The organism is Pseudomonas mercuritolerans, assembly GCF_025706525.1.
In the GTDB taxonomy this organism is placed as follows: domain Bacteria; phylum Pseudomonadota; class Gammaproteobacteria; order Pseudomonadales; family Pseudomonadaceae; genus Aquipseudomonas; species Aquipseudomonas mercuritolerans.
Genome location: NZ_JAMSHA010000010.1, coordinates 26,452 through 44,247, shown reverse-complemented (window position 1 = coordinate 44,247; position 17,796 = coordinate 26,452). Strand labels below are relative to the sequence as shown.

The window sequence follows — 17,796 nt, the reverse complement described above, 5'->3', positions numbered from 1 at the left end:
CCTGCTGGAGTTGCCGCGATGAATGAACCTGTGCGTTTCGAAGATAAAGTCGTGATTGTCACCGGCGCCGGTGGTGGCCTCGGTCGTGCCCATGCGCTGCTGTTCGCCAGACAGGGCGCCAAGGTGCTGGTGAACGATCTCGGTGGCTCGACACAGGGCGAGGGCGCCAACGCCTCGGCTGCCGACCGCGTGGTGGCGGAAATCCGCGAGGCCGGCGGTATCGCCGAAGCCAACCACGACTCGGTGACCGACGGCGACAAACTGGTACAGAACGCCCTCGATGCCTTCGGCCGCGTCGACGTCGTGGTCAACAATGCCGGGATCCTGCGCGACAAGTCATTTCACAAGATGGACGACGCCGACTGGGATCTGGTCTATCGCGTCCACGTCGAAGGCGCCTACAAGGTCACCCGTGCCGCTTGGCCGCATCTGCGCGAGCAAAACTACGGTCGAGTGATTTTCACGGCATCAACTTCGGGCATCTACGGCAATTTCGGCCAGTCCAACTACGGCATGGCCAAACTCGGGCTGTACGGGTTGACCCGAACGCTGGCGATCGAAGGGCGCAAGAACAACATTCTGGTCAACGCCATCGCCCCAACCGGCGGCACGCGCATGACCGAGGGCCTGATCCCGCCGCAAGTATTCGAGCAACTGAAGCCGGAACTGGTCAGCCCATTGGTCGTATATCTGGCCAGCGAGCAATGCCAGGAAACGTCCGGCCTGTTCGAAGTCGGCGGCGGCTGGATGGGCAAGGTGCGCTGGGAGCGCAGCCTCGGTGCCGGCTTCGATCCGCGCGAGGGGTTCTCGCCAGAGGATGTGGCGGCGCACTGGCAGCAGATTTGTAATTTCGAGGGCGCGGCGCATCCCAAGGACAATATTGAAGCGTTGAAGGAAATGATGGCGAATTTGCAGAAATATTCGATTTGAAGGTAACGGAGCCACCAGCCCTCGCGGCTGGTGGCTCCAGTTGTCAAATGTATCTTTTTTCTGTCATGAACTTGGGCGGCTTCCAGTTAGGTCCTTTGATAGCCAGGCCCTTTTCTCCCTCCAGCAAGATTCCTGCAGCGAAGAGCCGAGAGTACGATGCTTCCAGGGTCCCATACTCGTTGATCAGGTCTCGATTGTGGCGTCTGATCATCATGTCCAGATGTGGCGTTGCCTGAAGTAACGCGAACACCGTGACAATGTCATCCAGAGGTTCATTTTTAACAATCATCTCAACGGTGCTCATTGCCACATCTCCTTCAGCAACTTCTGATAATCACGTTCTTCCTGCTCCATTGCGGCAGCCAGTGCTTCGGGCGTGTAAAGAAGCGCCGGATCATCTTTTAGCCGGAAATCTTCCAACGTTGCTGTATGCACGTTATTCCAGATCGGTGACCCGATTTCTGGCATCTCGGTATCACCGAAGCCTAAAGCTGTGAATCGTTCGAACTCTCTTATCTCGTGAGTGTAGAAACGTCTGTCAGTGTCGGTAGCTTCGAGTTCTCCACGAGCGATTCGCTCCAGGCGATCAAGCATTACGTCATTGGCAGCTGATTGCGGAAACTTTGAAATGTGTAACTTCACAATGTCCGTTCCTTCCGATGAAACAGCGGCTGTTGCCCACTGCAAATCTGATATTTCATCTCCAATCTCGTCAGGGTTGAAACTACGCCCACTGTGCTTCCCTTCTACGGTCGCCCCTTTATAAGGACTGCTGAACACCACATAAAGCGGCTCAATCCCCGAATCAGCCGGAAACACAATGATGAATCGATCCCAGCCTTCAACCAGGATCGGGTTCAGATCCAGCCGCCCTTCAACCGGAACAAGAGAAGCGCCGGAATAGGCGGGCGAATCGGTATCCACTATTGGCAAAGCGGTCGATTGGTCACCCGGCGAGATTGCCGGCGTCCAGGTCAGGAAATCGGTGGGCGAGTCCGATAGTGCGACCTTGTATACGTCGTTGAGCAAATCGTATGCGGCATTGAGGACCAGCACACTTGAGCGAATATGGAAGTCATCACTCGTAGCGACGAACACTTGCGTGCCAGCCCCGAGTCGCCTGACGCCTAGCCCGACCTGCATCTCCAAACTACCCTGCCGGTCCGCGATTTCACGTAGCGTCTCGGCCGGCTCGGACGACAACTCGGCCAGTGGAACGCTCATGGCGAAGCGTTCGCCGTTGCCCAAAGGTGACGGCATCAACAGCGCTGCGAATCCCATCAGTACCGGACTGCCGAACAGCGCCGTGCCCGTCGCTGTCAGGGTCGCTTTTGCCGTACGTAGCGCATTGAGTATTCCCGCCGAGATAGCCGGGCTGAGCGGGACGGCTGTCGAAGCGAAAGAGACGGCCGGGCCGTTGCTTGCCACTGCTCCAGAAGCCGGAAAGACATGTTTCCTTTCATCCTGTAACCGAGCCTGTTCTGCCGCATGGGCCAGCGCCGCTGCTTCAGCTTTGGCATCTGCCTCGGCCTGGGCGATTTTCAACGCAGCCATCCGCTCTTTCTCCCGAGCTTCAGCCTCAGCATTCAGGCGCGCGGTCTCAGCCGCCAGTCGAGCCTGTTCGGCATCGCGACGCTGTTGCTCCGCCAACGCGGCCAGACGTGCCTGTTCGCGTGCGCGGATTTCTTCCTGCTCCCGGCGCGCCGCTTCGGCAATGTCACGCTGGCGCTGTTGCTCCGCGGCAATGCGGGCATGTTCTGCAGCTTGGCGTTGCGCCTCTGCCGCTGCCGCCTGGGCCTGATCCTGGGCCTGCACGGTGGCCAGCCAATTGAGTACGCCAGCCTGTTGCTGGTTGAGCAGCGCCAATGTCTGGCCCAGCAGCCGCGCTTCGTGGGCGGCCCGAAAGGACTCGCTCCACAACGCTCTGCTGCGGACCGCTGCGCCGTGGGCTCGGCGATTGGCCGATGCCTGATTCAGGTAATCCTTGAAGGTTTTTCCCAGTGGATCGCTGCCATAAAAGCGGTTGGCGATGGCAGTCTGCCGTTGAAACTCGGCGCTCTTGCGTTGAATCAACGTGTTCCTGACGCCCACTTCGCCGGCCAGTGCTGCGGCAGGTGGCAGAGGATTCGTCGGTCCTTCCAGCCTGGTCGCCGCCAGTTCGACCTCAATGGTTTGTGGAATCGAGGCGGTTCTTGCGTTGAATTCCTGTTCCACGGCGACTTGCGTTTCATGCATCAATTCACGCGTCTGCGGATTGGCGCCGGCAGGGCCGAACATGCCGCTGTAGGAGTAATTCATGTCGCGTTCTTTGAATGGTTCGAAGCCATCAGGGCCGAGCTCCCTGATATGTACTGGATCCAGTTCCAACGGTGGAGGCTTTGGCATATTCATATCCTTTTGAATGTGCGTTTTCACTCGCTTGAAAGTGCGCACGGATGGCGATGACATCCGTGTCACCAGCGAATGGTTGAGGTGTTTCAAGTTACATCAGAGTGACGGTTATCAAATCCGAGAAGCCCGTCAGTAACAGGGCCTTGTGTCGAAAGGGTTTTCGCGGGTTTTCATCGATGCAGAAGGAATTCGTCCGAGCTTCGAAGAAATGTCCGACGCGCTGATCGGAAGCGTTGCCGAACCGCTATCCAGCCTTTTTAAACGCCCATAAAAAAGGCCGCTGCAAACGCAGCGGCCAAGGTAAGACGTTGGATCAAGGAGCTACAAATCAACGTCAGTGAACACCGGGGTGATAAACCGGAAAATCGATTTATCCGAAACCTGTAGCCAATCGCAGCCGCATGCAGCGGAGCGGGCTCAGCGCTTTCCGCAATGTCCGGGAAAGCGCGCTCAGAATAAGTGCTTGAGCCTGTAGGAAAAATACCGATTCCGGACATGCACTGTTACGGGGCGCGCAACAGTGGCGTGCCCATGCATGGCGCTGATGATGCGCCATCCAGCCAGTCCATGAACCGCTCCAGCCCACGCGGGGCAAGGCCATTCATCCTTTCGAGCGACAACGCAAATACCTCCTTGGTGCGCTTATCGACCGCAGCGCCCGGCAGTAGGGTGGGGCCTTCTGTCACTCACCGGGGAAGACGCATGACAAAAACAACAATGCGCGCCATCTTCACACCGCAGGCGCTGGCCGCTGCGGTGGCTTTGGGTTGCTGCGCCCAGGCGCACGCGGTCGCCTTCAACATCGGCGAAATCGAAGGCACCTTCGACTCGTCACTTTCGGTCGGCGCGAGCTGGGGCCTGCGCGATGCCGACAGTTCGCTGGTCGGCACGGTCAATGGCGGCAGCGGACAATCGTCCACCGGTGATGACGGGCGGCTGAATTTCAAGAAGGGCGAAACCTTCTCGAAAATCTTCAAGGGTATCCACGACCTCGAACTGAAGTACGGCGATACCGGCGTGTTCGTGCGGGGCAAATACTGGTACGACTTCGAACTCAAGGACGAAGACCGCGAGTTCAAACAGATCAGCGACAGCGGCCGCAAGGAAGGCGCCAAATCTTCCGGCGCGCAGATCCTCGATGCATTCGTCTATCACAACTACGCCATCGCCGATTTGCCCGGCACCGTGCGGGCCGGCAAGCAGGTGGTGAGCTGGGGCGAAAGTACCTTCATCGGCAACTCGATCAACAGCATCAACCCGGTTGACGTCTCAGCATTCCGCCGTCCCGGTGCCGAGATCAAGGAAGGCCTGATTCCGGTAAACATGCTGTTTGGCTCGCAGAGCCTGACCGACAAACTTTCGGTCGAAGGCTTCTACCAACTGGAGTGGGACCAGACCGTTCTCGACAACTGCGGCACGTTCTTTGGCGTCGACGTCGCGGCGGACGGTTGCAACAACGGCTACACCGTCGGCAGTCCGGCGGTGGCGCCACTGGTGCCGCTGACCACCGCGTTCGGCCAAGGCATTCAGGTCACCCGCGAGGGCGTGGTGATCCCCCGTGGCGGCGATCGCGATGCGCGCGATTCCGGGCAGTGGGGCACGGCGCTGCGCTGGCTCGGCGAAGACACCGAATACGGCCTCTACTTCATGAACTACCACAGCCGTACACCGACGGTCGGCACCACCACGGCGGGGCTGTCGACACTGGCGGCGTTGCCAGGCATGGTCGGCATTGCCAACGGCCTCGCGCCTGGCAGCGGTGCGGGGCTGGCGCAGAGCGTGATGCTCGGGCGCGGTCAGTATTACCTCGAATACCCGGAAGACATTCGTCTGTACGGCGCGAGTTTCTCCACCACGCTGCCCACCGGCACCGCGTGGACCGGCGAGATCAGCTACCGGCCGAACGCGCCGGTGCAGGTCAACACCAACGACCTGACCCTGGCGCTGGTCAACCCGATTGCCGGCGGCACCGCATCGCCACTCGCCACTTCGCCGGGTGCCGACAACAAAGGCTACCGGCGCAAGGAAGTCACACAGGTCCAGAGCACCCTCACGCACTTCTTCGATCAGGTGCTCGGCGCCGAACGCCTGACCGTGGTCGGTGAAGCGGCGGTGGTGCATGTCGGTGGTCTGGAGTCCCGCAGTGAGCTGCGTTATGGCCGTGATTCGGTCTATGGCCAGTACGGTTTCGGCGGCGATACCGACGGCTTCGTCACCTCGACTTCGTGGGGCTATCGCGCCCGGGCGATTCTCGATTACGCCAACGTCATCGGCGGGATCAACCTCAAGCCCAACCTGTCGTGGTCCCATGACGTCGCCGGTTACGGCCCCAACGGCCTGTTCAACGAAGGTGCGAAAGCCATCAGCGTCGGCGTCGATGCCGACTACCGCAACACCTACACCGCAAGCCTCAGTTACACCGACTTTTTCGGTGGCGACTACAACGTCCTCGAAGACCGTGACTTCGTGGCCCTGAGCTTCGGCGTGAACTTCTGATCTGCCCGAGAAGGATGACTGCAATGCGCAAAACGATTCTGCAATGTGGCGTGCTGGCCTTGAGTTTGCTGGCGGCCAACGTGATGGCGGCGGTGTCGCCGGATGAAGCCAACAAACTCGGCACCAGCCTGACCCCGCTCGGAGCGGAAAAAGCCGGCAACGCGGACGGTTCGATCCCGGCATGGACCGGGGGCATCCCGAAAAACGCCGGCGCGGTGGACAGCAAGGGCTTCCTCGCCGACCCTTTCGCCAACGAAAAACCGCTGTTCACCATCACCGCCGCGAACGTCGAGCAGTACAAAAGCAAGCTCTCCGATGGCCAGGTGGCGATGTTCAAACGCTACCCGGAAACCTACAAGATTCCGGTCTACCCGACCCACCGCACCGTGGGCGCGCCAGCGGAAATCTATGAGTCGGCCAAGCGCAGCGCGCTGAACGTCAACGCGATCAACGACGGCAACGGCCTGGCCAATTTCACCGGCAATCGCTACTACGCCTTCCCGATTCCCAAGAACGGCGTCGAGGTGCTGTGGAACCACATCACCCGTTATCACGGTGGCAATCTGCGGCGGATCATCACCCAGGTCACGCCGCAGACCAACGGCAGCTACACGCCGATCCGCTTCGAAGAAGAGATCGCCGTGCCGCAACTGATGAAAGACATCGACCCGGAAAAAGCCGCCAACGTGCTGACCTTCTTCAAGCAATCGGTGACTGCTCCGGCGCGGCTGGCCGGTAACGTGCTGCTGGTGCACGAAACCCTCGATCAGGTGAAGGAACCGCGTCTGGCGTGGATCTACAACGCCGGTCAACGCCGCGTACGTCGGGCACCGCAAGTGGCCTATGACGGTCCGGGTACCGCGGCCGATGGCCTGAGGACTTCCGACAACTTCGACATGTTCTCCGGCGCGCCGGATCGCTACGACTGGAAACTGGTCGGCAAGAAGGAAATGTACATTCCCTACAACAGCTACAAACTCGACTCGCCGAAGCTCAAGTACGACGACATCGTCAAGGCCGGGCATATCAATCAGGACCTGACCCGTTACGAACTGCACCGCGTCTGGGAAGTGATCGGCACGGTGAAACCGAACGAGCGGCACATCTACGCCAAGCGCCACATGTACATCGACGAGGACAGCTGGCAAGTGGCACTGGCCGATCACTACGACGGTCGCGGGCAACTGTGGCGCGTCGCCGAAGGTCACGCGCAGTACTACTACGATCATCAGGCCCAGGCCTACACGCTGGAAGCGCTCTACGACATCATTGCCGGCCGCTACATTGCGTTGGGCATGAAGAACGAAGAGAAGCACAGCTTCGAATTCGGCTTTGAAGCCAAGGCCGCGGATTACACACCCTCGGCCCTGCGCGCCGAGGGTGTGCGCTAACGCTTGAGCTGCACCGCTGGACAAAAGGCGACCGCACGGTCGCCTTTTTTTATGGCCATCAATCAGCGTGCTGAATACTCGTCAACAAGGGCGCGGGAGAGGGCTAGGGTGAGCGCACAACGATAAGAAGGCTCAGCCGATGACCGCCATGACCCCGTGCCTGGATCGACCCGGATTTTTGCCCAGGCTTTCTTCGCATCATCAACCTCGCAGCCGTTTGAGCGCACCTTTGCTGGCATCCAGCGCGCGGGTGAAGCTGTTGTGCGCGCCCGCGGGCAGTGGCAAAACCGCACTGCTCACCGAATGTCTTCTGCAGGTGCGTACGGAGTGCGAGGCAATCTGGCTGCCGCTGGCAGGCGCGGCGCTCAGCACCGAAGAATTCTGCCTGCGTCTGAGGCGGGCGCTCGGGCTGGTCGAAGGCCTTGACGAAACGCAACTGATGGCGGAGCTGGCCCATTGGTCGAGGCCGACTTCGCTGTTTATTGACGATTACAGTCGTCTGCCGGATCCGGCTCTGGATGCGTTGTTTGATCGCTTGCTGGCAATCAGCAGCCCGGCGCTCACCTGGTGGATCAGCACTCGCCGCCGGCCGCAGTGCAACTGGCCGCGGCTGTTGCTCGATGATGAACTCTACGAATCCGAACCCGCCAGCCTGGCGCTGACTCACGATGAGGTGGTATCGGTGTTGCGCCATTTGCCGCCAGATCAGGCGGACCGTGTCGCTGGCCGCATCATTCAGCGTACCGGTGGCTGGTGCGCGGGGGCGCGCATGGCACTCCTGCAAAAATGTGACTGGTCGCAAAACCCGCAACCACAGCAGCGTGTCGACACTCTTCTGGATTATCTGCAGCACGAACTCTTCAGCAACCTGACGCCGGAGCAGGACGAGGCATGGCGTGTTCTGGCGCACCTGCCACGGTTCAATGCGTCGTTGTGCGAGCATTTGTTCGGCCCCGGCGAAGGCGCCCGGCTGCTGCATGATCTGCAAGTACTGGGCTGCTTTATCGAGCCATGGCAGGAGTCCGCCGATTGGTTGCAGGTCTTCCGGCCGCTGTCGCGAATCATGCAGGCGTCGCACTGGCCATGTGCACGCTCCTGGCACCGGCGCGCCTGTCAGTGGTTCACTGCGGCGCAGGATTGGCGAGCAGCGTTCGAGCAAGCGTTGTTGGCCGAGGAGTACGAAACCGCCGTCAGCCTGTTGCAGCATTTCAACTTCGAAGACTTGTTCGAGGACCAGGCGGTCGTCCTGCTGTTGCGCTTGCACGAGCAGCAAAGTCAGGAGCTGACCCTGATGACACCGCAGCTGGTCGGACTGGTCACGGGCGCCTTATTGTTTGCCGGGCGATTTCAACAGGCCGGGCAATGCATGGTCCATCTCGGCCGCTTCATGCCGCAGCCGACAGCGCAACTGGAGCAGCAACTCTTGGCCCGCTGGCAGGCGCAACAGGGTTGGCTTTGCCACCTGCAAGGGCAAATGGAGCCGGCGCGCGCCTGTTTTCAGGAGGCGTTGTCAGCGCTGGCTGACGATGCCTGGCAGGCGCGTGTGATGTGCCTGTCGGGACTGACCCAGCAGGCGTTGCTATGCGGTGAACTCGATCAGGCCCACGCCCTTAACCGCGAGGCGCTGTGCCTGGCGCGCGCGCATGGCTCCCTGTTGTTCGAGGGGTTGCTGGAGCTTGATCATGCGCAATGGCTTGAGCAGCGAGGAGCGCCTGTACGCGCTGAAAGTCTGCTGGTGGACATCGAGCAATTGCTGCGTCAGCGCACTATGGTGCCCACGCCGCTGCTGGGGCGGATTGCCCTGCGACGCGGACGGCTGGCGCTGTGCATGGGGCTTGAAGAGCAGGCTGCGCAGCTGTTCAGCCAAGGTCTCGAAGACTGCTTGCGCAGCCAGGACAAGCGGGTCCTGTATGGTTATCTGGGGCAGGCGCAACTGGCCGGCAATCGCGGTGATTACGCGTGCGCTTTCGAGCGCCTGCGCGAGGCCGAAAGGGTCATGCAGCAGCGGCAGATTCCCGATACGGTCTATCGCGGTGTCGTGTTGCAGGTCAGCAGCCAGTTCTGGTTGCAGCAGGGGCGACCGCATCTTGTCCAGGAAGCGTTGGGCCGACTGCTACGGCATTACCGAGGACCCTCTGCGTTGCAGGCGCCACCTGCGACGTTCGAACTGATTATTCGCATCGAATACTTGCTGGCCTGCGCGCATGCGCAATTGAATCCGGACGAAACCGGTCTGCCAGGCATTGATCGATTGTTGAAACATGTTCAGGCCAAAGGCATGTTGGCGGCAGAAACGGAGTTGCTGCTGGCCTACACCCAGTTGGCCGAATCCAGCGGTGAGGCGGTGCAGGCGCAGCAGGCTTTCCAGCGAGCCGCAATGCTGGTGGAGCGCTGCCAGTTGCAGCAAGCCCTGCGCGAGTGGGAATTACGCCGAGGCAACATCGGCACAACGTCTGCCAGGCAGGTTCCTGACTGGCAATGCGACGAGGTTGATCAGGCACCAGGCCTCAGTCGGCGCGAACGCGAAGTGCTGATGTTGATTGCCCAAGGTGCTTCGAACCAGCAAGTTGCAGAACAACTTTTTATCTCGCTGCATACTGTAAAAACCCATGCGAGACGTATTAATGGGAAGTTGGGTGTGGAGCGCAGAACTCAGGCTGTGGCCAAGGCGAAGTTGCTGGGAATACTTGTTTAGTATTTTGCTTTGCTTTGAATGTAAATGGTTTGCTTTATTTGTGGGCATGTTTTGTAAATTGTTCAAGCTTCAAGTGGCTTGGAAAAGAAACTACCTTGCAACTATCTGCAGTGGCCGCACTTGCGGCTCTGGATGGTCAAGTAAGGGAACGTTGTGATCAAGTTATTTAAAAGTTTGATGTGTGATTCGCTGGGTGAACAGGTTTCATGGGCTGAAGAGTGGAAAAAGGCAAGCCATGTCAAAACGGAGATGTTCAAGATTATCGGCGCCGTGCCGAGCGTTATGGATATTCTGCGCAATATGCTTCAAGGTGAATTGAAACGTCTGGGCAAAACAGTCGATATCGACAAGGTCTATGTCAATACCGATCCTGCTTTTCCCGCCAGTGCAGACCGGCCTTCGGGCACTCTTTGGGAAGTCACCGTTTACTGCCTCGATAACAATGTCAGTCCTGCTTACATTATGGGCGGCGATGGGGTTTTTTATCTGCCGGACACGTTCAGTGAGCAGTTCAAAGTAAAGATCATCGACACCATTATTGTCGAAGATCTGATTGCTGCCGTAGCTGCCGGACTGGAAAAAACGTTGCGCGGCGAGATCGCAAAATTCTGGGCGGCGCCCGTGAAAGCCGTTCTGGCTGACAGTGCGCCGTTGTCCAATAAGCAGGCTTTCATCCAAGCCTATGCCATGGTCACAAGTGCAGAGCTGTCGCTGTCGGTCATGGCCAATGTGCTTGATGCCGGGCTGGGTGAGCGATTCGCCCTTCTGCTCAGATCGGACAGCGGTCGCGCGGCGTTTGAAGTCAACCTGCAACCGCCGCAGAATTACCTTCTGGCGTGCCAGCCCTGTTTCGTTCTGGACAACGCCGAGCGTGCGGGCGCAGAGATGCCGCTGGTAAATGAATCCACCTCTTACCTCTTGCATACGCCGGAAAAAGGCTTCGAGTATTTTGACAAGAATGTTGATTTGCATCGCGAACTTCAGAAGCGGCTGTTGCTGGGTAGCGACCAGATCAGATATCCGAAAGCCACGCAAAGTCCTTATGCCTTTAGTGTAGAGACTCATCTCAAAGGCCAGCTTGAAAGCGTGTCGTCCTTGGTCAATAGCCGAGATAACCCGCTCATATCCGCGCTGCAGGACAATCAGGGCCTGCACGTGCTGCGCCGCGGTATCGATAGCCGCTTCGATCTGCTCTGGGCTGCACTGAAACGTACCGACTGGCCGCTTTGGCTGCAGACCGCTGGTAGCGACATTCAAGAGCGATATAGCCAGCTGGAAAAGTCCAGGGACCAATACCAGGCTATTTATTCGAATGCGTTCGATGCATGTTTTTCACTCAAGGATTATGTGGTGCGGAAGTTCGCTGAATGGGCAGACAGCGTGCTGGGCGAACATCTTGATGCGCAAGTGATACGTGTCCACAGTTCCTACACTTTGCAGATCGGCGGGCGAACTATCGAGCAGGAAGAAACACGAACGCTGACAGAGTTTATTGTTTCCGGTCTGCACGACAATGGTTATAAAGCCAATCTGACTATCATTGGCGCTCCTGTCGGAAGCCGGCTGACGACGCAGGCGCTAGAACAATGGCTGGAGCATCGTAACCTGCGACTGGAGTTTGCCGGAAGTTTTGCATTCTCGCCTTCCGATGATTATCAGCAGGCTTATCGAAACTGCCTGTATAGCCAGATGGAGTTTGCAGTTTTCGTTGCTCGACATTCTGGGAAGTTGGATTCCACCGATGCGAATATCATTGCTCGCGCCATGGCCAATGACCCTGCGGTGACCGTCCAGGGTTTGCGAATCAGATTGCAGGCGCCGGCATTGAAAGACGTCCTGGTTATTTCGGCCAGAGAATATGTACCTTCGCTGATGTTGGTCAGAATGCCTGGCGGTGAATTCGAGCTGCAGAAGTTTTCCGATCTTTATGCGGCGAACCGTTGGCTGGAGTCGGCAATGTCCGCCGATCGTGAATACGCTGCCTTGCTGATCCATCCAGACTACCTGCACGAAGCAGGCGAGTTGCTCGGCAGCGCTCGCACACAACTGAGCTATCGCTACACCCTCGATAGCCGTCCGGCCGATCTTCATCTGGATACCAAAGCACCGCTTGCCGATTACGTGAATGCCGCCTACCGAGCCGAAGTTGCCCTGCACAAGGCTATTGCACCAGTAGGTTATCGAGCGCTTGGCGTTGAAGGCCGCAAGCGCTATTCGCGCCTGTCCACCGAACTCAAGGCGCTGTCTACGGTTGATGCTCGAGACAATGGTTTCCCGACATTTGAGCAGTTCACCTATGACTCGGTGAAAACTCAGATAGAAGATATTTTGCGTACACGTGGCAGCAACGTTTCGGTCAATCCTGACCAGATTATTGTTCAGACCGAAGATTTCCGTAAAAGCGTTACCGACCTATTGCTTGAGGGGCTCGCTTTTGACGCGGTAAACCCAGCTTACGAAACGAAATTCAGCCCGAAGTACTATTTGGTGAATGGGCATCCCCTCGTTGAAAAACTGGATATCCGAGACCTGTCCTCGCTGTCGAAAACGTTCCGTCCAGGTGATCGATATGCCGCGATGCTGAAAGAGCAATATCAGAACAAGGCGCATCCCGGTTACGCATTCAAACGTGCAGTGCACGCCTGCAAAATCCGCTGTGAGATGTACTGCAATGCTTTTGCCGACTTTACCAACGGCAGGTTATCCACGGAGTCGTTCTCGGCCATCCAACGGGTCATCGATAATCTGAAAGAAAGCGGCGGCTATGAGTCAATCTCCAATAGCGTCTCCGAAGGTGACGTCGGTGTGTATAAATTCAATATCGGCGCGCTGGGTCTGACGACTGCCGGGGATCGTACGGTTGGCGGCGTTTATATTTTCCGACTGAAGCTGTCTTCAGGGTTCGCCGATTTGCTCTATACGCCGGATGCGCCGGACCTGGTCAGCTTCCGGCCAATCGCTGAGTTCATTCCCTCGATTCGTCTGCGAAACGATCCGTTCAGGAGCTACTACAGCGAGCGGATACTGCTGGTAGACCAAAAGGTGATCAACGACTATTTCGACAAGCTGGTTGCAACAGTCGATGCCAAACCGGTCATTCGCACGCAGCAGCGGTCGTTACTGCCGGATCTGTTCACTTTCCATGACGAGCGAGTGCGCCGTGCATTGAGTGATATCGACGAGCGCACCACCAGTCTCAATGAAATCATCGTCGGTCTGGTTTACGACAACCTGTTGAAAGCGGCAAACATCGTGAGCCTGCTGGTGCCTCCTGTGGGCACTGTCGTGGTGGCTGTGCAGATGATGAAAAGCATTTACGACGCCTCTCAATCGCATAAACGAGGCGACTACCGCGCTGCGCTGGGACATGTGCAGGAAACACTGACCGGCCTGTTGACCCTGGGCAAAGCCGTGGCGGCGGGTAACCCGGTCAAGGAAGTCACCCATGCACAGCGGTCGTTTCTCAGCCTGTTCGAGGACGCGCGGACGGTTGCGGAACTGGTCACGTATTACACCGGCCAGGAAGACTTGAAAGAGATACTCGTCGAACTGTTCAACACGTTGATGGAAGGCGCTGATGCCAGCCTGAGCAAAACCACCGTTCATTGATCGTATTGTGAATAGTTACCGCTCGTTCAATGGGCAAGAGCGTTATCGTTCGTAGCCCATCCGCCAACTCACGGCCCGCGTAGCCGCCAGCAACCGCTGCGCCGCCGGGCCGTTTTCGTCGGCGTGGAACAGCGAGGTCGGGCCGACGATGGTCAGCACCGCAGCGATCTGCCCGACCGCGTTGAACACTGGCGCAGAAAGCGCATCCACACCCGGCATCAACAAACCATGCACGTGATGCAGACCGCGTTCGCGGATCTGTTCACACAGCGCTGCATAGGCTGTTTCATCCTTGAGCGGATGCTCCGCGACAGCGATTTCCTGCTCACGCAAGTCGTCGGTTTCCCGATGCGGCAGGTAAGCGCTGAACACCAGCCCGGTGGACGAACTGAGCAGCGGCAGCACCGAACCCAATTGCGTCACCACCGTCACCGCGCGCACCGCTGGTTCGATGTGCACCACGGTTGCGCCCTGATTGCCCCACACCGCGAGGAAGCAGGTTTCGTTGAGTTCATCGCGCAACTCGGACAGCGGCAGGGCAGCGACCTTCAACACGTCCATGCTGTTGAGCGCGGCCAGGCCCACCCGCAGCGCTTCGCGACCGAGGCCGTAATGGTTGGTGGCGGCGTTCTGTTCGGCAAATCCCGAAGCAATCAACGCCTGCAGATAGCGATGCACCTTGCTCGCCGGCATCTGCACGTGTTCGGCCAGACGCGACAGCGAAGTCGACGGTGACAACTCGGCCAAAGCCTTGAGGATGTCGGTGCCGACCTCGGCGGAGCGGACTTTCTGTTTGCCGTTGCTGTCGCTGGTTTTTTCCATGGGGCTGGCGGTTCCGGTTCGAGTGGGCGTCTTTATAGCTTGACGCTGGATAGCGAGCAAATTACGTTATGCGTAATCAGATTACGATAATAACAACCCCGGCGTGCCGAGACCTCTGAGCCAGAGCGATGGGCCATTGCCGACTCCCTGTTCAGGAGGCTCCATGAACCTCGATTCAACCGCGCAGGACTTGGTTTACCAGTCCGGCTTCGGCAACGAATTCAGCACTGAAGCGTTGCCCGGCGCGCTGCCCGTTGGCCAGAATTCCCCGCAAAAAGCCCCATACGGCCTGTATACCGAACTGTTCTCCGGCACCGCGTTCACCATGCCGCGCAGCGAAGCGCGCCGCACCTGGATGTACCGGATTCAGCCATCGGCCAATCACCCGGCGTTCGTCAAACTGGAACGGCAACTGGCCGGCGGACCGTTGGGTGAAGTGACGCCCAATCGCCTGCGCTGGAATCCACTGGAGCTGCCGACCGAACCGACGGATTTCATCGATGGCCTGGTCAGCATGGCCGCAAACGCCGGCGCCGAGAAACCGTCCGGCATCAGCATTTATAACTACGCCGCCAACCGTTCGATGGAGCGGGTGTTCTTCAACGCTGACGGTGAAATGCTGCTGGTGCCGCAACTCGGTCGCCTGCGTATCGCCACCGAACTGGGCGTACTCGAAGTGGCGCCGCTGGAAATCGTCGTGCTGCCGCGTGGCCTGAAATTCCGCGTCGAATTGCTCGACCCGCAGGCACGCGGTTACCTCGCCGAGAACCATGGCGCGCCGCTGCGCCTGCCGGATCTGGGGCCGATCGGCAGCAACGGTCTGGCCAATCCACGGGATTTCCTTGCCCCGGTCGCTGCCTACGAAAACCTCCAGCAACCGACCACTCTGGTGCAGAAGTTCCTTGGCCAGTTGTGGGCCACCGAACTCAATCATTCACCGCTCAACGTGGTCGCCTGGCACGGCAACAACGTGCCGTACAAATACGACCTGCGCCGTTTCAACACCATCGGCACAGTGAGTTTCGATCATCCCGATCCTTCGATCTTCACCGTACTGACCTCGCCGACCAGCGTGCACGGTCTGGCCAACCTCGATTTCGTGATCTTCCCGCCGCGCTGGATGGTCGCCGAAAAGACCTTCCGGCCGCCGTGGTTCCATCGCAACCTGATGAACGAATTCATGGGCCTGATCCAGGGCGAATACGACGCCAAGGCTGAAGGTTTCGTGCCCGGCGGCGCCTCGTTGCACAGCTGCATGAGCGCCCACGGCCCCGACGGCGAGACCTGCACCAGGGCGATCAACGCCGAGCTTGCACCTGCAAAAATCGATAACACCATGGCCTTCATGTTCGAGACCAGCCAGGTGCTGCGCCCAAGCCGTTTCGCCCTCGACTGCCCTCAATTGCAATCCAGTTATGACGCTTGCTGGGCCTCGCTGCCCGCCACGTTCGACCCGACCCGGAGATAACCCATGACACAGAATTCCATCCCCCGCAGTTGGGTCGCTTCGGCCAACGGTCACAGCGATTTCCCCTTGCAGAATCTGCCGCTGGGCGTGTTCAGTCTCAACGGTTCGACGCCGCGCGCGGGCGTAGCGATTGGCGAGCACATCTTCGATTTGCAGGTGGCGCTTGAGGCCGGGCTGTTCGACGGTGTCGCACGCAGTGCGGTGGAAGCCATGCACGGCGGGCAGTTGAACGCGTTCTTCGAACTTGGCCGTGAGGCGCGGGTTGCCCTGCGCGAACGCCTGGTCGAACTGTTCAGTGAAGGCAGCACCCTGCGCGGCAGCATCGAAGCGCAAGGCGCGAAAGTCTTGCCACTGGCTGCCGATTGCCAGATGCACCTGCCGGCGCGAATCAGCGATTACACCGACTTCTACGTCGGCATCGAGCACGCGCAGAACGTCGGCAAACTGTTCCGTCCGGATAACCCGCTGTTGCCGAACTACAAGCACGTGCCGATCGGTTACCACGGTCGCGCTTCCACGGTGCGAGCGTCCGGCACCGACGTGCGTCGGCCGAAAGGCCAGACGCTGCCAGCCGGGCAGACCGAACCGGTATTCGGCCCCTGCGCACGTCTGGATTACGAACTGGAACTGGGCATCTGGATCGGCCAGGGCAATGAGATGGGCGAGCCGATTGCCATCGGTGACGCTGCCGAGCACATCGCCGGTTTCTGCCTGCTCAACGACTGGTCGGCACGGGATATCCAGGCTTGGGAATACCAGCCACTCGGGCCGTTTCTGTCGAAGAGTTTCATCACCAGTGTTTCGCCCTGGGTGGTGACGGCCGAAGCGCTTGAGCCGTTCCGCACGGCACAGCCGGCGCGTCCTGAAGGTGATCCGCAGCCGTTGCCGTATCTGCTCGACAAGCGAGATCAGGACGGCGGCGCCTTCGACATCGAACTGGAAGTGCTGCTGCGCACCGAAGCCATGCGCGAGCAGAATCTGCCGGCCCATCGCCTGACCTTGAGCAACACCCGCTACATGTACTGGACCGTCGCGCAAATGGTCGCGCACCACAGCGTCAACGGTTGCCAATTGCAGGCCGGTGACCTGTTCGGTTCGGGCACTTTGTCCGGCCCGGAAAACGGCCAGTTCGGCAGCCTGCTGGAGATCACCGAGGGCGGTAAAAAGCCGATCGAACTGGCCTCAGGCGAGGTGCGCAAATTCCTTGAGGACGGTGACGAAATCATCCTGCGCGCTCGCTGCGCCCGCGAAGGTTTTGCCTCGATCGGCTTCGGCGAATGTCGCGGCACCGTGATCGCTGCGCGCTGACGGGAGCGGCTCATGGATCTCTACACTTATTACCGTTCCACTTCGTCGTACCGGGTGCGGATCGCGCTGGCGTTGAAGGGCCTCGATTACCAGGCGCTGCCGGTCAACCTGATCGCATCGTCGGGTGGTGAACATCGGCAACCGGCGTATCTGGCGCTCAATCCGCAGGGGCGGGTGCCGACCTTGCGCACCGATGACGGCGCGCTGCTGATTCAGTCGCCGGCGATCATCGAGTATCTGGAGGAGCGTTATCCACAGGTGCCGCTGCTGCCGGATGATCTGCTGGCCCGCGCGCGGGTGCGCGGTGTGGCGGCGGTGATCGGCTGCGACGTGCACCCGCTGCACAACGTCAGCGTACTCAATCGCCTGCGCCAGTCCGGGCAGGATGAAACGCAGGTAATGGAGTGGATCGGGCATTGGATCAGCCAAGGGCTGGCGACGGTGGAGCAGTTGATCGGCGACAGCGGTTTCTGTTTTGGCGAATGGCCGTGTGTGGCGGATGTGTATCTGATTCCGCAGTTGTATGCCGCAGAGCGGTTCAACGTCAGCCTGGAGGCGTATCCGAAGATTTGCCGTGTGGCTGCGTTGGCGGCTGAACATCCGGCGTTTATCAACGCGCATCCTGCCAATCAACCGGACACCCCGTAACTGAAGACCAAAAACCTGTGGGGGCGGTTTGCCCGCGA

General features: G+C 59.1%; 11 protein-coding genes. 8 read left to right on the top strand and 3 right to left on the bottom strand.

Features of this window, described 5'->3' with window-relative positions:
- Nucleotides 1-18: 18 nt before the first annotated feature.
- Nucleotides 19-930: an SDR family oxidoreductase gene (locus ND528_RS24585; protein ID WP_130911337.1), complete on the top strand. Its 912-nt coding sequence runs from the start codon at nucleotides 19-21 to the stop codon at nucleotides 928-930.
- A gap of 43 nt (nucleotides 931-973) precedes the next feature.
- Here ND528_RS24585 and ND528_RS24580 read toward each other — a convergent pair whose 3' ends face one another.
- A complete protein-coding gene (locus ND528_RS24580) occupies nucleotides 974-1,234 on the bottom strand; it encodes a hypothetical protein (protein WP_130911336.1) in 261 nt (86 codons plus the stop codon).
- On the bottom strand, nucleotides 1,231-3,228 hold the full coding sequence (locus tag ND528_RS24575) for an S-type pyocin domain-containing protein (protein WP_263471411.1): 1,998 nt from the start codon (nucleotides 3,226-3,228) through the stop codon (nucleotides 1,231-1,233). The genes ND528_RS24580 and ND528_RS24575 overlap by 4 nt, the downstream gene beginning before the upstream one ends.
- 795 nt (nucleotides 3,229-4,023) lie before the next feature.
- On the opposite strand from ND528_RS24575, the gene ND528_RS24570 reads away from it, so the two are divergent.
- The 4 genes from ND528_RS24570 (at nucleotide 4,024) to ND528_RS24555 (ending at nucleotide 13,512) form a co-directional block, all read left to right on the top strand.
- Nucleotides 4,024-5,817 carry a DUF1302 domain-containing protein gene (locus ND528_RS24570; protein ID WP_137215478.1) on the top strand — a complete coding sequence of 598 codons (1,794 nt, stop codon included), beginning with the start codon at nucleotides 4,024-4,026 and terminating at the stop codon, nucleotides 5,815-5,817.
- Nucleotides 5,818-5,840: 23 nt separating this feature from the next.
- The gene (locus ND528_RS24565; protein WP_039759308.1) at nucleotides 5,841-7,208 is read left to right on the top strand and encodes a DUF1329 domain-containing protein; all 1,368 of its coding nucleotides are present in this window, start codon (nucleotides 5,841-5,843) and stop codon (nucleotides 7,206-7,208) included.
- Nucleotides 7,209-7,347: 139 nt separating this feature from the next.
- Nucleotides 7,348-9,903, top strand: coding sequence for a helix-turn-helix transcriptional regulator (locus tag ND528_RS24560; RefSeq protein WP_263471410.1), 2,556 nt, complete (start codon nucleotides 7,348-7,350; stop codon nucleotides 9,901-9,903).
- 153 nt (nucleotides 9,904-10,056) lie between these two features.
- Complete coding sequence (locus ND528_RS24555) at nucleotides 10,057-13,512, top strand: dermonecrotic toxin domain-containing protein (RefSeq protein WP_263471409.1); 3,456 nt, start codon at nucleotides 10,057-10,059, stop codon at nucleotides 13,510-13,512.
- A 42-nt stretch (nucleotides 13,513-13,554) separates the two neighbouring features.
- Here ND528_RS24555 and ND528_RS24550 read toward each other — a convergent pair whose 3' ends face one another.
- A complete protein-coding gene (locus tag ND528_RS24550) occupies nucleotides 13,555-14,334 on the bottom strand; it encodes an IclR family transcriptional regulator (protein WP_130910825.1) in 780 nt (259 codons plus the stop codon).
- Nucleotides 14,335-14,497: 163 nt separating this feature from the next.
- Between ND528_RS24550 and hmgA the strand changes: the two genes are divergently transcribed.
- The 3 genes from hmgA to maiA are packed head-to-tail and all read left to right on the top strand — an operon-like array spanning nucleotide 14,498 to nucleotide 17,758.
- Nucleotides 14,498-15,802, top strand: a complete 1,305-nt coding sequence (gene hmgA, locus ND528_RS24545) for a homogentisate 1,2-dioxygenase (RefSeq protein WP_263471408.1) — start codon at nucleotides 14,498-14,500, stop codon at nucleotides 15,800-15,802.
- A gap of 3 nt (nucleotides 15,803-15,805) precedes the next feature.
- Nucleotides 15,806-17,110: a fumarylacetoacetase gene (gene fahA, locus ND528_RS24540; protein WP_263471407.1), complete on the top strand. Its 1,305-nt coding sequence runs from the start codon at nucleotides 15,806-15,808 to the stop codon at nucleotides 17,108-17,110.
- 12 nt (nucleotides 17,111-17,122) lie between these two features.
- A complete protein-coding gene (gene maiA, locus ND528_RS24535; protein WP_263471406.1) occupies nucleotides 17,123-17,758 on the top strand; it encodes a maleylacetoacetate isomerase in 636 nt (211 codons plus the stop codon).
- The last annotated feature ends 38 nt before the right edge of the window (nucleotides 17,759-17,796 follow it).

Coding starts and splice junctions, on each gene's coding strand:
- ND528_RS24585 (WP_130911337.1), top strand. CDS start 19: ATGAATGAACCTGTGCGTTTCGAAGATAAAGTCGTGATTGTCACCGGC.
- ND528_RS24580 (WP_130911336.1), bottom strand. CDS start 1,234: ATGAGCACCGTTGAGATGATTGTTAAAAATGAACCTCTGGATGACATT.
- ND528_RS24575 (WP_263471411.1), bottom strand. CDS start 3,228: ATGAATTACTCCTACAGCGGCATGTTCGGCCCTGCCGGCGCCAATCCG.
- ND528_RS24570 (WP_137215478.1), top strand. CDS start 4,024: ATGACAAAAACAACAATGCGCGCCATCTTCACACCGCAGGCGCTGGCC.
- ND528_RS24565 (WP_039759308.1), top strand. CDS start 5,841: ATGCGCAAAACGATTCTGCAATGTGGCGTGCTGGCCTTGAGTTTGCTG.
- ND528_RS24560 (WP_263471410.1), top strand. CDS start 7,348: ATGACCGCCATGACCCCGTGCCTGGATCGACCCGGATTTTTGCCCAGG.
- ND528_RS24550 (WP_130910825.1), bottom strand. CDS start 14,334: ATGGAAAAAACCAGCGACAGCAACGGCAAACAGAAAGTCCGCTCCGCC.
- hmgA (WP_263471408.1), top strand. CDS start 14,498: ATGAACCTCGATTCAACCGCGCAGGACTTGGTTTACCAGTCCGGCTTC.
- fahA (WP_263471407.1), top strand. CDS start 15,806: ATGACACAGAATTCCATCCCCCGCAGTTGGGTCGCTTCGGCCAACGGT.
- maiA (WP_263471406.1), top strand. CDS start 17,123: ATGGATCTCTACACTTATTACCGTTCCACTTCGTCGTACCGGGTGCGG.